Here is a 14468-nt window from a genome sequence, read left to right as displayed (position 1 = left end):
GCGCTCTGTATGAGTCCCGGAACCAACCGCCCGAGGAGTCTCGATTTCGCCCATGCGTCTGCCTTACGCCCTAGCTGTTGCGTTGATTTTCGCGGTGTCCGCCGTTCTATCGCTGGTGGTCGCTGGATTTGCGGTCAGCAAGATCGAAGACGCCTCGGAACTGGCCGTGCGAAAGGCCTTGAACTTGCAGGGGCATGATTGGGCCGAAGTCGAATCCGACGGCCTGCGTGTCGTTCTGACCGGCACGGCCCCGACTGAGGCGACCCGATTCAACGCCCTGATCGCTGCGGGCACCGAGGTCGACACCTCGCGCGTCATTGACGAGATGGAGGTTGCTCCCACCGCCGATCTGACACCGCCCCGCTTTTCTACCGAGATCTTGCGCAATGACAGTGGAATTTCGATTATCGGGCTAGTACCTGCGGCTCTGGATCGCGATGATCTGGTAGACAGGCTGCAACGCCTTGATCGGGACGCGTCAGTTTCGGACCTGATGGAAAGTGCCGACTATCCCAAGCCAGACGGTTGGGATCAGGCAATCGACTATGCGATCGAAGCGCTCTCGGATTTGCCACGGGCCAAGATATCTGCCAGCCCAGGGTTGGTGCGTATCACGGCCATTGCCGATAGCCAGCAAGAGAAAGACCAGCTGGAACAAGACCTGAGCCGCGCCGCGCCACCAGGTCTGCGAATCGGCCTTTCGATTTCGGCACCTCGCCCGGTAATCACACCATTCACGCTGCGCTATCTGATAGATGAGGATGGCGGGCAGTTTGATGCGTGCTCGGCCCAGGATGAAGTTGCGCGCGACATCATCGTCGCTGCAGCACAAGAGGCCGGATTAACCGGCCCCTATTCCTGCACCATTGGGCTAGGCGTACCGTCTCCGCGTTGGGCGAATGCAGCGCAGCTCAGCATTCGTGCGCTATCCGAACTTGGTCAGGGTTCAGTTACTCTGTCGGATGCAGATATCACTCTAGTTGCCACACAAGGGACTAACCCTTTGGAGTTCGACCGCATCGTGGGAGAGCTCGAAAATACGCTGCCCGAGGTCTTCGCCTTGCATGCAATTCTTCCCGAACCCGAACCGGATGACCCGACTGGGCCTATTGAATTCGTCGCAACACGTAGCCCTGAGGGTTTGGTTCAACTGCGTGGCCGTCTGAGTGACGAAACGCTGCGTGAAATGACCGACAGCTTTGCACGTGCCGCCTTTGGATCATTGCAGGTGCACACAGCCACCCGGATTGCACCGGACCTGCCCGCGGATTGGCCCATACGCGTCTTGGCCGGGCTGGAGGCACTGTCGCAACTGCACAATGGCGCCCTGACCGTTACGCCGGACAATGTAGCGCTGTCGGGCATCAGCCATGATCCCGACGCCAAGGCCCGGATCGCCGGCATGCTGTCGGACAAGCTGGGCGAGGCGCAGGATTACACCCTGTCAATCACCTATCAGGAGCCGCCCGCACCCGCCGACGCGCCGCCCGACCCTGAGGTCTGCGAAGAGCAGCTGGCAGAGGTACAGGCCGCCAGAAAGATTGCGTTCGAACCGGGTTCAGCCACAGTAGCCGCCGACTCGCGCGATGCCCTGAACCAGATCGCTGACATCCTGCGCGAATGTGGCCCCATCCGGTTGGAGATTCAGGGCCATACCGACAGTCAGGGCCGTGAAGAGATGAACCAGCAGCTCAGCCAGTCGCGCGCACAGTCGATCCTGAACGAATTGCGCGGACGGCGCGTGCCGACCTCAAGCTTTTCTGCGGTCGGGTATGGCGAGACGCAGCCCATCGCCGATAACGAAACCGAAGAAGGCCGCGAAGAGAACCGCCGCATCGAGTTTCGCCTGATCCGTCCTGAACCCGTGGCCAACACCCTGACCGGGCTTGAGGCGATGGAAGCCGAGGCCGAATCTGAGGCCGAAATCGAGACACCTGAAACCGACGCACCGGATGCAGGCTCAGAGGACCAGTAAGTTGAACAGAACAGAATTCATCATCGCCACAGCCATCATCCTGTTCGCAGCTTTCTGCATGGGTTGGTTCGCCAACTGGCTGGCCCATCGGCTGTCCCGTGTTCGCCAAAGCGACGTGGCCGATCTTGACCGCATGAGTCAGGAACTGCACGAGGCCGAAGAAACACGCGATCAGGCAATCACATATCTTCAGCAGCGCGAGGCAGAGCTGACCAACCAGCTGACTCAAACCGAAGCCGAGTTGAATGCCGCAATGGAAGGGCTGCGCGCGGCGCGGCAGGAAGCCGAAGAGATGCGCGGGCGGATCAACAACGCAGACTAGGCACCCTACCAGCGGGTCAGCGCGTCTTCATCCTCGTCCTTGGCAGCCACCCATTCTGCTCCGGACGTGGTGATTTCCTTCTTCCAGAATGGCGCGCGAGACTTAAGGTAATCCATCAGATATTCCGCCGCCTCAAACGCATCTTTGCGGTGTGGTGCGGCGGTTGCGACCATCATGATCCGGTCACCCGGCGCAAGCCTTCCGTGGCGGTGGATCACCAGAACGTTGCCCAGTGACCAACGGGCTTGCGCCTCTTCCGCGATCTTGGTTAGGGCGCGTTCGGTCATGCCAGGATAGTGCTCGATCTCCATCACATCCAGATCGCCCGAAGCCAGATCGCGCACAACGCCCGTGAAGGTCACGATGGCCCCGTTGGCATCGTCCCCGGCGGCAAAAGCGTTGGCTTCGGCCCCCAGATCGAACGGGGCCTCCTGCACGACGATCCGCATTCTAGCCACCCGTCATGGGCGGAAAGAACGCAACCTCGCGTACACCGGTCAGTGGGGCGTCAAAATCCGAAAGCTCTTGGTCCAGCGCCACGCGCAAGGCCGACAGATCGGCAAAGGCAGCAGCATAGCGATCCTCACGCGCGCTCAGTTCCGCGACCAAATCGCTGACTGTTGCGGCCTCGGTTTCAATCTTCTCTTTCGGCAGGCCGATGCGTTCGCGCACCCAAGCGAAATACAGCACGTTCATCGGTTAGCTCTCCTTCAGGTGGGGCATGGCTTTACGTAGGTAGTCATAGCCTGTGATCAATGTCAGCGTCGCGGCAATCCAGAGCAGCCATAGCCCGATACGACCTGACCAGAACATGGCCTCAAGATGCCAGCGGATGTTGTTCAGGTCCTCGACCTGCCCTGCCAGAACCTGATCAATGGTTGTCGCATCCATGCCAAACGTGGCCATCACAAAATGGTGCTCGAATATCCCCTGCGAGAACAGGATCGCGATCGCTACCATCTGTGCCGTCGTTTTCCACTTGGCTAGCTTGGTGACCTTCAGGGTTCCGGCCACATCGCCCAGATACTCTCGCAAGCCTGAGACAAAGACTTCGCGAAACAGGATCACTGTAGCGGGCAGGACCAGCCATGGTGTCCAGTGTTCAGTCGAATAGCCCACCAATATCATCAGCGCGATTACCACCATTGCCTTGTCGGCAATGGGATCCAGCATGGCGCCAATCTTCGTTTCCTGTTTCCAGGCGCGCGCCAGATACCCGTCGAACCAATCGGTGATCGCCGCTGACAGGAACAGAATCAAAGCAAACCAATCCGCATAGGGACGGGTGAAATACAGAAACATCACGGCGAGACCGGGGGCCGCCACAAGGCGCAGTACAGTCAGAATATTCGGCAGGTTCCATTTCATGGCTTGGACCCTACATCGCCGGTTCAAGACAGAAAAGACAGGGTCTTAAAAAACTGACCCAGCACAAGCGTTTGCTGTCTTAAAAGTCAAAGCGTCGCAGCGGTGGTCACATTACAGGTTTCATCTTGGCACTTGATTGCTTTGGCGTCAGATTGTCGGCTGGCCAACCAGACAACACCCCAGAGCTGACATGACACCGCATATTCAAACCGATCCCCGGTCAAATCTGATCGGCAGCGCCTGGATGGTCGCCGCAATGGCACTGTTCGCGCTGGAGGATGCGCTGCTTAAGGCGGCTTCGGCGTCGATCCCGATCTGGCAAGTGCTTGTTCTCTTCGGTGCGGGCGGTGCAGTAATCTACGCAGCGGTTGCCACAGTACGTAGCACGCGTCTGTTCCAGCCCGACGTGTTGTCGCGCCCGATGAAGGTACGTGTGGTCTTCGAGATCCTAGGACGGCTTTTCTATGTATTGGCGATCGCTTTGACGCCACTGTCCTCGGCTACGGTGATCCTTCAGGCCACACCACTGGTTGTCGTCGCAGGGGCCGCGTTGTTCTTTGGTGAATCCGTCGGCTGGCGGCGATGGAGCGCCATTTTGATCGGTCTTGTTGGCGTTGTGATCATCATCCAACCGACCGGAGACAGCTTCTCGGCCCTGTCAATCCTTGCCGTGCTGGGGATGCTCGGCTTTGCGGGGCGCGATCTGGCCAGCCGCGCCGCGCCCGCAACACTGGGCACTGAGGTTCTGGGGTTCTATGGCTTCCTCTGCATCATTGTCGCGGGTTTGGCTTATCGATTCTGGGAAGGAACATCGCTGCAAACTCTGACGCCTAATGTCAGCCTGCACATGGGCGGGGCGATTGTGATGGGAGTCATGGCCTATGCCGCGCTGATGAAGGCGATGCGCACCGGCGAGGTCTCATCTGTGACGCCGTTTCGCTATTCGCGGCTGTTGTTCGGTATCGGCTTGGGCGTGGTGATGTTTGGCGAGCGATTGGATCAGACCATGTGGATTGGCTGCGGCCTCATCGTGGCGTCGGGCCTCTATATCCTTTGGCGGGGGCGAAAAGCCTAGCCCTTGTCATGGAAGAAGTCATAGACCTTCTGCGCCAACCCGGCTGAAATCCCCTCGACGGCTTTAAGATCCGCCAAATTGGCTCGGCTCACCGCTTTGGCGCTGCCGAAATGAGTCAGCAGGGCGCGTTTGCGCGCGGCCCCGACGCCGGGGATTTCGTCCAGTGGCGTTGCACCAACCGCCTTGGCGCGTTTCGCGCGATGGGTGCCGATGGCAAAGCGATGCGCCTCATCCCGCAAGCGCTGGATAAAGTACAATACGGGATCGTTGCGTTTCAGCGCAAAAGGGCGCTGCCCGATGCGGTGGAATTCTTCCTTGCCGTGATCGCGATCGACACCCTTAGCGACACCGACCATCGGGATATCCTCGACCCCGTGCTGGGCCATGATCTCATTCACGACGCTCACCTGCCCTGCACCACCGTCGATCAGCAGCAGATCGGGCCAATGCCCTTTGTCCCGATCCGGATCTTCCTTTTGCAGGCGCGTAAAACGGCGGGTCAGGACCTCTTTCATCATGCCGAAGTCATCGCCGGGGGTTAGATCATCGCCGCGGATGTTGAACTTGCGATAGGCGTTTTTCATGAACCCCTCTGGGCCCGCGACGATCATGCCACCCACGGCATTGGTGCCTTGAATGTGAGAGTTGTCGTAAACCTCGATCCGGTTCGGCGGCGCGTCCAGATCAAAGGCCTCGGCCACACCGCGTAGCAATTTGGCCTGCGTGGCACTTTCCGACATCCGCCGGGCCAGCGATTCACGTGCGTTGCGCAAGGCACCAGCGATCAGTTCCTGCTTTTCACCGCGTTGGGGCACCAGGATTTCCACCTTGCGTCCAGCTTTTTCCGACAATGCCTCCTGCATCAGATCGGCATTCTCGATCGCATCAGACAGGATCAACTGCCGGGGTGGTTCCTTATTGTCGTAGAATTGGCCCAGAAACGCTTCCATCGCCTCAGCCTGTGACACATCCGGGCCGACGCGCGGATAGAAATCGCGGTTACCCCAGTTCTGGTTGGCCCGGATGAAAAACACCTGAACGCAGGCTTGACCGCTGTCCATGTAGAGGCCAATGACGTCAGCCTCGGCCACGCCGCGGGGATTGATGCCCTGAGACGTCTGCACCTGCGTCAGCGCCCGGATACGGTCGCGCAAACCGGCGGCTCGTTCGAACTCCATCGCCTCGGAGGCAGCCATCATCTGCGCGGCGAGATCTTCCTGCACTTTGGTAGATCGGCCTGACAGGAACCTTTCGGCATCCTTAACGCTTTCACGATAATCGGCTTCCGAGATCAGTCCGACGCACGGTCCAGAACATCGCTTGATCTGATAGAGCAAACACGGCCGGGTCCGGCTATCGAACATGGAATCCGAACAGTTCCGCAGCAGGAACGCCTTTTGCAGCTGGTTCAGCGTCCTGTTCACCGCGCCTGCACTGGCGAAGGGGCCGAAATAAGCCCCCTTTTCTTTCTTCGCCCCTCGGTGCTTTTTGATCTGCGGAAAGGCATGATCCTTGGCGACCAGAATATTCGGGAAGCTTTTGTCATCCCGCAACAATACGTTGTATTTGGGCTTGAGCTGCTTGATCAGGTTCTGTTCCAGCAGCAGCGCCTCGGTCTCGGTCCGAGTGGTCAGAAACATCATCGAGGCAGTTGCGGCGATCATTTTCTCGATCCGACCCGAGTGCCCCGGGCGGGTGTAGTTCGATACCCTCGCCTTCAGGTTTCGCGCTTTACCTACGTAAAGAACTCGGCTGTCCCCATCCAACATCCGATACACACCCGGCGAGCTGTCCAGCGTTTTCACATAACGCTGAATGCAGGCATAGCCGTTGGCTTGGGTCGACGATTCGGAATCAGTGCTAGCGGTCATGAGTCTGAGATATGATTCTCTGACCATGGCTGCAATCTTGTGCGCTTCAGATCAAGAGAAAACAAATCCACGGCTTCTGTGGATAACTGTGCAGATAACTTTTGGGGCATCACGATTTTCCCTTGAATCCTTGCCTTTTCGTTGATCTGCACAAAAAATAGGCAGGAAATTATGACGTTGTTTTTAAAGGATAATTTTCTTGATCTGCGACAAGTGTATGAAAATTAAGACATTTTTGTAACGCTCGAGTAACAGAGATGAGAGCGGTGCAAAACTTGCAGCAGATTTACTTATTCTACACCAAGAACATCGGGTGTTTGCCAACCCAAATGTTGCCCACCATCGACGCAAAGAAGCTGCCCCGTAACGGCATGTGCATCCAGAAAGTATCCCAGCGCAGCAGTAATATCCGACGGGTTCGCGCCGCGCTCCAGAATCGTGTTCTGCCGCTGAGCGCTAAAATGAGCATCACTTTGGCGATGACCCTGCAGCGTTGGACCGGGGCCGATCGCGTTCACACGGATTGCGGGTGTCAGAGCCTGCGCTGCAGTCCGGGTCAAGGCCCACAACCCCATCTTGGCAATCGTGTATGACATGAACTCAGGCGTCAGTTTACGCACCCGCATATCCACCATGTTCACGATCAGCCCAATCGCCAGAGGCTCTCCCTGATCATCAAGCTCCGACTGCAACCCCTGCTCGGCCATGGCTTGGGTCAGTACGAATGGTGCGCGCAGATTGCTGTCGAGATGCCGATCCCAGCTTTGGCGGGTAGCTGTGTGTATATTGTCATACTCAAATATCGATGCATTGTTGACCAGACAGGTGATCGGACCACCCAGCGCCTCAGCTGCACGCGGCAGCAATGAGCTGACTTGCCCCTCATCAAGCAGATCGGCCTGCAGCGCAACTGACCTTCGGCCCAGCGCCTGAACCTCATCAACCGTTTCACGCGCGGCCTGATCCGAACTGGAATAGTGCACAGCGACATCCATTCCGCGCTGCGCCAAATACAGCGCCATGGCACGACCAAGGCGTTTACCGGCACCGGTCACCAATGCTCGGGTCATGGGCTCATTCTCCTCGTCAGGTCAGGCTAACAGGCTTGCAACATAGATCACATAGAGCGCTGTCAAGATCAGGCCCCAGACGCGTGTGATATCTTTCTTGAAGAATACAAAAGGAACCAACAAGAGCGACGCGCCGAGCATCACCCACAGATCGAAACGCAGGAATTCAGGATCGACGGGAATACGCCCAAACAAGGTCGTAATGCCGACAATGGCCAGCAGATTGAACATGTTCGATCCGATGACGTTACCCAGTGCCACATCCGCTTGTCGCCTCAGGGCAGCCATGACGGTTGTCGACAGTTCCGGCAGGGACGTACCCACCGCGATCAGCGTAAGGCCGATCACTGTTTCGCTCACACCATAGTTCCGGGCAATGACGGTCGCATTTTCGACCAGCAGATGCGCACCCATTGGCAGTCCGATCAAGCCGAGGATCAGGTAGATCGCCACCTTCCAATAAGGCATGTCAGGATCTGCTTCCTCAAGACCCTCAAGCTCGTCCTCATCGGCACAAGCTTCACCACAGGCTTTACGGTGCGCATGTGCTTCGCGAAACGCGTTGCCGAGGATCAGAGCCAACGCAGCCAGCAAAATTGCCCCGCTGAGCAGATTAAAGACCCCGCAAAAAGCCAACCCGATAAATAACACCGACGCCAGAAGCATGAAGATGTAGTTCTTGCGGCTGTCGCACTCACTTGTGTGCAAGGTCGCCAGAAGCGCGGGCAATCCCAGAACCAGCAAGATATTCGCTGTATTCGAGCCCACCACGTTACCCAACGCAATGCCCGGCGCGTTTTCCTTGATGGCGCTGATTGCAATCAGCAGCTCAGGGGCCGAAGTTCCAAAGGCAACTATTGTCAGGCTGACGATCAGGGCGGGAACCCCCAACCGCAGGCTGAGGTTCACGGCCCCTCGCACCAGCGCGTCGCCTGCCAACAACAGGATCAGCAGCCCGAGGCCGGAGAACAGCCATGCCGTCATCCACGGCCTCCTTCTTCGCAAGGACACGGGCCTTTGCCGATCCTAAACCGCCCACAACGCGGACATTTCGCAGAACTCAATCGTTTCTGTCCAGGAAAGCGTAGCTTGCCGAACATCGCCAGAACGCCCATGGCGATCAGGAACAAGGTGACTGCTTTGATGATCACTCTACAACCCGAAACGCGCGTAGGCAGCGCGCTCCTCAAACCCGGCTATGGCATCCTGCGCCAGCGTCGCGCCGAAGCGCGACCAGATCGGTTTGCGCAGGCCATAGCGGCGGAACCTGACTTTGTCGCCAAACTTCTCCTGCATCTTGGGCTTCAGATGGGCAATACCATCAATCAAGCCCAGCTGTTGTGCGCGACGGGCCAGCCAGACCTCGCCATTGAACAGATCAGCGCTGCTGTCCAGCTTGCCGTCCCGGCGAGATTTCACATGGGTTATGAAATTCTCGTGGATATCGCCCAGCAGCACTTTGAGCCGTGCAATGTCTTCTTTCTTTTCCGGAGCAAACGGGTCGAGCATTGATTTCGACTGACCCGCAGTATGTACGCGTCGTTCAAAGCCCTGACGTGCCAGAAAAACATGCGCGCCAAATCCCGACGATATCACGCCGATCGACCCCAGAACCGAACTGTCATCGGCCCAAATCTCATCCGCTGAAACCGCCAACCAATATCCACCCGAAGCCGCCACGTCTTCGACGAAAGCGTAAACAGGGATCTTAAGCTCTTCCGCCAGTCGCTGGATACGCGCACCGATCAATGAGCTTTGAACGGGGGAGCCGCCCGGCGAATTGATCTCCAGCGCGACCGCAGCGGGCTTGCCCTTGCGAAAGGCTTTCTCCAACACCGGTGCCAGAGCGGTCGCGTTCATCGACCCTCGCCCGGCCATTCCAATGGCACCGGACAGGCGAACAACGGCCACAAGTGGCGGCTTTTTCATGAAGGGCAGGCTGAGTTTCATGGAAGCCGATGTAGAGCGCGCCGGAGCCGTAAACAAGAGACCCGAAGCGCCATAAACGCGACGTGAACCAATTTCACACACCTGATGGGCAAAAATGCAACGCCCTAGCTGCGGATGCGCCAACCGGTTTTGAAGATCCAGCCAATGATCGCGAGGCATATTCCGGTGAAGGCCAGTATGGCCAGAAGGCTCCAAAATATCGGGACATCTGCGATACCATAGAATGACCAGCGGAACCCGGAAATCAGATAGACCACAGGGTTGAACAGAGTGATCGTCTGCCAAAGCGGAGGTAGCATCGAGATCGAGTAAAACGTCCCACCCAGAAAAATCAGGGGCGTCACAACAAGCTGGGGGACAAGCGACATTTGCTCAAAATTTCCCGCCCAGATACCCACGATAAACCCCAGCAGCGAGAAACTGAGGCAAGACAAGATCAGGAAAGCCGCCATGGCAAACGGGTGTTCAATGCGAATGTCCACAAAGAACGTCGCAGTGGCCAGAATGACAAGACCTACAAACAGTGCCTTAGTTGCGGCCGCGCCCACATAACCAATCACAATCTCGATGAAATTGATGGGGGCTGAAAGCAACTCATAAATCGTACCCAAGAATTTGGGAAAGTAGATGCCAAAGGACGCGTTCGAGATTGACAGCATCACTACGGACAACATGATAAGACCCGGCACAATGAAGGCCCCGTAGGACACGCCTTCAATCTCTTGAATGCGACTGCCGATGGCAGTGCCAAACACCACGAAATAAAGCGAGGTCGACAGGACCGGCGACAGAAAACTCTGCGCCAGTGTGCGAAAGAACCGGGCCATTTCAAACCGGTAGATGGCAGTAATAGCGGACCAGTTCATGCGGGTTCTCCGGACACGAGGTTGACGAAAATCTCTTCAAGGCTCGATTGCCGCGTCTGCACATCACGCAGCACTAGACCGGCCTGTGCAACATCATTGAGAAGAGTGGTGATGCCCGTGCGCTCGGCATTGGTGTCGTAAGTATAGATCAGCGCATCGCCTGCACCGTTGAGCGTCAGTTGATGATCGGACAGAACGTCGGGAACGGATAAAATGGGCTCGGTCAACATGACCTCAATCTGCTTTTTGCCCATCTGCGCCATCAATGTGTCTTTGTCCTGCACGAGCAAAAGCTCACCCTTGTCGATGACACCCACACGGTCGGCGATTGCCTCGGCTTCCTCGATGTAGTGAGTGGTCAGGATGATGGTGACACCAGCCTGCTTCAATTCGGCCACGATCTCCCACATGTCCTTACGTAGCTCGACATCTACGCCGGCGGTGGGTTCATCCAGAAACAGCACCCTTGGCTCATGCGCCAAGGCTTTCGCGATCAGCACACGTCGCTTCATGCCTCCGGATAGTTCCTTGATTGCGTTACGGCGTTTGTCCCATAGGGACAGCTTGCGCAGGATTTCCTCGATCCTGGCGTTGTCTCCGCTATGACCGAACAGCCCGCGCGAAAAGCGGACAGTGTTCCAGACCTTCTCGAACGGTTCCAGCGCGATTTCCTGCGGCACCAGCCCAATCATCTTGCGGGCTGCGCGATACTCGGTCTGGATGTCATGGCCACCTACGGTGACCGAGCCCGAAGTCGGCGTGGTAATACCGCACACAGTCGAGATCAGCGTTGTTTTACCCGCCCCATTGGGTCCCAACAGCGCTAGAATCTCACCTTCTTCAATGTCCAGAGACACACCTTTCAGCGCCTCAAACCCATCGGCATAAGACTTCCGCAAATCCCGGATCGACAATATGGTCGTCATGCGTACCCTCGTTCTGACCCCGCAACCTATCGTGACGGACCATCGTCGAACAGTCCAATTCCGCACAGTGCCATGCGCGTGTGCGCAGGGTTCAGTCTCGTCCCGTCAGGCGACCTAGCCAGCCTGACTTGGTCTCTTCTTCGGCAGCGTCTTCTTGCGGTGGCGGACCTTCGAAATATTCTTGAAGATTGGCGAAGAACTGATCGGCCATCTTCTTGGCAAACCCATCAATCAGGCGGCTGCCCAGCTGAGCCAGTTTGCCACCCACCTTAGCCTCGACCTCGTAGGTCAGAAGGGTGCCACCAGCCTCGCTGGGCGCGAAGGTTACATCAGCGCTTCCCTTGGCAAAGCCTGCAGCGCCCCCCTTGCCCTCACCTGCGATGGTCAGGCGTTCGGGCTCAATCATGTCGGACATGGTCACTGTGCCTTTGAAAGTCGCCTTCACAGGGCCAACCTTTTGCACCACGGTCGCATTATACCCCTCGGTTGGATCACCGGTAATCTCCTGCGCGCCGCTGATGCAGGCTTTCAATACTTCAGGGTCCAGCAACGCAGCGTAAACGGCGGCAGGCGGCGCCTGAATTTCACGGGTATCGCTTAACTGCATCTCTCAACCTCTTTTTAATCCTACGGCAGACCACAAAGACCTAGCCCTGAAACATCGATGCAGGCAACCAGTTTGCTCAAACCAAGGCACTGGATCGGGATTCTTCGCTTGCATTCGCTCCGCCCAACAGAAACCCTGCGCCGCAGGAGGAAGACATGCTGCACGGCATACGCATCATCGAAATCGAAGGGCTGGGCCCAGCCCCCTTCGCGGCCATGCTGCTGGCGGATATGGGCGCCGATGTCATCACCATCCATCGCAAAGGGTCCGCCGTCACTCCGGGTATGCCTGAACGTTCGCTGCTGGATCGCGGCAAACGATCAATTGCGCTGGACCTCAAAGACCCGCAGGACCTTAGCGTTGCAAAACGGCTGATCGCAACGGCTGATGCGCTGATCGAGGGTTTTCGCCCCGGCGTGATGGAAAAGCTGGGGCTGGGGCCGGAAGACTGTCATCACCTGAACCCAAAGCTGGTCTATGGCCGAATGACAGGCTGGGGGCAGCATAGCCCACTTTCTGAGACAGCGGGCCATGATCTCAACTATATCGCCCTTTCAGGGGCTTTATCTTACGCGTCGCCGCCCGGCCAACCGCCTTTGACGCCCGCAACGCTAGTCGGGGATATCGGCGGTGGTGCGATGTATCTGGTTGCAGGTCTGCTCGCCGGGCTTCTGAATGCCCGGAGCACAGGCAAAGGCACTGTGGTGGACGCCGCCATCTACGATGGCTCGGCACACATGATGAATTTGCTGATGAGTCTGCGCCAAACCGGCAACCTGTCCGACACCCGGGGTCAAAGCCTGCTTGACGGACCGCATTGGAGCCGAACCTACGCCTGCGCAGATGGCGGCTTCATCTCAGTTCAATGTCTGGAGCCAAAATTCTATGCTCACTTCCTGGACATCCTCGGGCTCAGCGATGATGCGGAGTTCGCTCAGCAATACGACCAGACCGCGTGGCCCAACCTGACGGAACGGTTGAGCGAAATCTTTGCCAGAAAACCGCGCAACGAATGGGCGGCGCTATTCCAGGGGACAGACGCCTGCGTTGCGCCGGTCCTAAGTCCACAAGAAGCACGGGATCACCCTATGAATTCGGCTCGCCAAACATGGATCGACCACGACGAAACACGTCAAGCCGCAGCCGCTCCTAGATTCTCAACCTACAACTGGCAACCGCGGCCCAGCCCCAAACGCGGAGAGCATACAAATGAGATTTTGAACGAACTTCCTCCCGCTTCATCTGGCTAAAAATACCTCGGGGGTGAATTGGCCGCAGGCCAAGAGGGGGCTGCCCCCCTCGCCAGGCTTACCGCCCGCGCACCGTATCGATCATCAATTGAACGTTCTCAGGGTCCGCATCTGGCGTAATACCATGACCCAAATTGAAGATATGCGGTCCTTTTGAGAAGGCTTCGACAATCCGCCGCGTCTCATCGACAAGCGCTTGCCCGCCTGTCACCATATGCGATGAAGCCAGATTGCCCTGCACACACCCATCGACTTGCACATTCGCAGCAGCCCATTCGGGCGACACAGAATTGTCCAGCGCGACACAATCCACACCGGTGGCCTTGGCGAAACCGATGTAACCCTGATCCGCTTCGCGTGGGAAACCGATGACGGGAATGCCCGGATGGCGGGCTTTTATGGCGGCAGTAATCACGCGACAGGGTTCTACGGCGTATTTCTGAAACGCTTCGCCCTTCAATGATCCCGCCCAACTATCAAATATTTTGACAACCTCGGCCCCTGCCTCGATTTGGGCAGACAGGTATTCTATTGTCGCGGCCGTGATCCGATCCAACAGCGCCTCGAACAGCGCAGTGTTTTCTTCGCGCAGCGCATGGGCTGGCCCCTGATCCGGGGTGCCCCGTCCGGCGATCATGTAGGTCGCCACTGTCCAGGGCGCGCCTGCAAATCCGATCAGAGTTGTCTCAGAAGGAAGCTCACGCGAAAGAATACGCACGGTTTCATACACTGGAGAGAGCGTCTCATGAATTGCATCAACCGGCTTCAGCGTATCAAACTCCGACTCCCGTGTAATAGTCGAAAGGCGAGGACCTTCGCCGGTGACAAACCACAAATCTGCACCCAGCGCCTGCGGCACAAGCAGGATATCAGCAAACAGGATCGCGGCATCAAAGCCGTAGCGGCGAATGGGCTGAAGCGTGACTTCGGCGGCAAGCTCGGGGTTATAGCAAAGAGACAGGAAATCTCCGGCCTGCGCGCGCGTTGCACGATATTCAGGCAAATACCTCCCGGCCTGTCGCATCATCCAGATCGGCGGCACATCCTGCACTTCCCCCGCCAGCGCCCGTAGCAATTTCTTTGTCTCGGCCATTCGTGCCCCCAGTGTTCCGGTTTGGTGCAACGCGTCGGCCCTCAGTGGCAATTTGTCAAGCGCTGCCCCCATTGTCAGGGCAATGTGACGCGACT

The 14468-nt window shown here is 57.5% G+C and carries 15 protein-coding genes; 4 read left to right on the top strand and 11 right to left on the bottom strand.

The window, feature by feature from the left end:
* Positions 1-52: 52 nt before the first annotated feature.
* Positions 53-1975 carry an OmpA family protein gene (locus ACR0DK_RS14925; protein ID WP_170818560.1) on the top strand — a complete coding sequence of 641 codons (1923 nt, stop codon included), beginning with the start codon at positions 53-55 and terminating at the stop codon, positions 1973-1975.
* 1 nt (position 1976) lies between these two features.
* The gene (locus ACR0DK_RS14920) at positions 1977-2297 is read left to right on the top strand and encodes a hypothetical protein (RefSeq protein WP_170395619.1); all 321 of its coding nucleotides are present in this window, start codon (positions 1977-1979) and stop codon (positions 2295-2297) included.
* 5 nt (positions 2298-2302) lie between these two features.
* Here ACR0DK_RS14920 and ACR0DK_RS14915 read toward each other — a convergent pair whose 3' ends face one another.
* Genes ACR0DK_RS14915 through pgsA form a run of 3 tightly spaced genes read right to left on the bottom strand, consistent with a single transcriptional unit; the run spans position 2303 to position 3665 of the window.
* Entirely contained in the window at positions 2303-2746 is a 444-nt protein-coding gene (locus ACR0DK_RS14915) for a molybdopterin synthase catalytic subunit (protein ID WP_170408409.1), read from the bottom strand.
* A gap of 1 nt (position 2747) precedes the next feature.
* Positions 2748-2993: a molybdopterin converting factor subunit 1 gene (moaD, locus tag ACR0DK_RS14910; RefSeq protein WP_170395615.1), complete on the bottom strand. Its 246-nt coding sequence runs from the start codon at positions 2991-2993 to the stop codon at positions 2748-2750.
* A gap of 3 nt (positions 2994-2996) precedes the next feature.
* On the bottom strand, positions 2997-3665 hold the full coding sequence (gene pgsA, locus ACR0DK_RS14905) for a CDP-diacylglycerol--glycerol-3-phosphate 3-phosphatidyltransferase (RefSeq protein ID WP_170395613.1): 669 nt from the start codon (positions 3663-3665) through the stop codon (positions 2997-2999).
* Positions 3666-3855: 190 nt separating this feature from the next.
* On the opposite strand from pgsA, the gene ACR0DK_RS14900 reads away from it, so the two are divergent.
* Entirely contained in the window at positions 3856-4740 is an 885-nt protein-coding gene (locus ACR0DK_RS14900) for a DMT family transporter (RefSeq protein ID WP_223117503.1), read from the top strand.
* On the opposite strand, the gene uvrC is transcribed toward ACR0DK_RS14900, so the two are convergent.
* The 7 genes from uvrC to ACR0DK_RS14865 form a co-directional block, all read right to left on the bottom strand.
* The gene (uvrC, locus tag ACR0DK_RS14895; RefSeq protein WP_480736838.1) at positions 4737-6611 is read right to left on the bottom strand and encodes an excinuclease ABC subunit UvrC; all 1875 of its coding nucleotides are present in this window, start codon (positions 6609-6611) and stop codon (positions 4737-4739) included. The two genes, ACR0DK_RS14900 and uvrC, sit on opposite strands and share 4 nt — an antisense overlap.
* 290 nt (positions 6612-6901) lie before the next feature.
* A complete protein-coding gene (locus ACR0DK_RS14890; RefSeq protein ID WP_170395607.1) occupies positions 6902-7681 on the bottom strand; it encodes an SDR family oxidoreductase in 780 nt (259 codons plus the stop codon).
* A gap of 21 nt (positions 7682-7702) precedes the next feature.
* Complete coding sequence (locus ACR0DK_RS14885; RefSeq protein WP_170395605.1) at positions 7703-8665, bottom strand: calcium/sodium antiporter; 963 nt, start codon at positions 8663-8665, stop codon at positions 7703-7705.
* Positions 8666-8833: 168 nt separating this feature from the next.
* A complete protein-coding gene (locus tag ACR0DK_RS14880; protein WP_170395603.1) occupies positions 8834-9631 on the bottom strand; it encodes a S49 family peptidase in 798 nt (265 codons plus the stop codon).
* A gap of 104 nt (positions 9632-9735) precedes the next feature.
* Positions 9736-10497, bottom strand: coding sequence for an ABC transporter permease (locus ACR0DK_RS14875; RefSeq protein ID WP_170395601.1), 762 nt, complete (start codon positions 10495-10497; stop codon positions 9736-9738).
* Positions 10494-11423: an ABC transporter ATP-binding protein gene (locus ACR0DK_RS14870; protein ID WP_170395599.1), complete on the bottom strand. Its 930-nt coding sequence runs from the start codon at positions 11421-11423 to the stop codon at positions 10494-10496. Before ACR0DK_RS14870 ends, ACR0DK_RS14875 begins: the two co-directional genes overlap by 4 nt.
* Before the next feature lie 91 nt (positions 11424-11514).
* Positions 11515-12030 (bottom strand): SRPBCC family protein, encoded by a 516-nt coding sequence (locus ACR0DK_RS14865; protein ID WP_170395597.1) that lies wholly within the window; start codon positions 12028-12030, stop codon positions 11515-11517.
* A 155-nt stretch (positions 12031-12185) separates the two neighbouring features.
* Between ACR0DK_RS14865 and ACR0DK_RS14860 the strand changes: the two genes are divergently transcribed.
* Positions 12186-13280: a CaiB/BaiF CoA transferase family protein gene (locus ACR0DK_RS14860; RefSeq protein WP_480736830.1), complete on the top strand. Its 1095-nt coding sequence runs from the start codon at positions 12186-12188 to the stop codon at positions 13278-13280.
* Positions 13281-13338: 58 nt separating this feature from the next.
* Here ACR0DK_RS14860 and hemE read toward each other — a convergent pair whose 3' ends face one another.
* Complete coding sequence (gene hemE / locus ACR0DK_RS14855) at positions 13339-14373, bottom strand: uroporphyrinogen decarboxylase (RefSeq protein ID WP_170802314.1); 1035 nt, start codon at positions 14371-14373, stop codon at positions 13339-13341.
* Positions 14374-14468: the final 95 nt, after the last annotated feature.

The sequence above is a fragment of the Ruegeria sp. CE6 genome (assembly GCF_056537485.1).
Note: the sequence above shows the minus strand (reverse complement) of the source record. Positions and strands in the feature narration are given on the sequence as shown.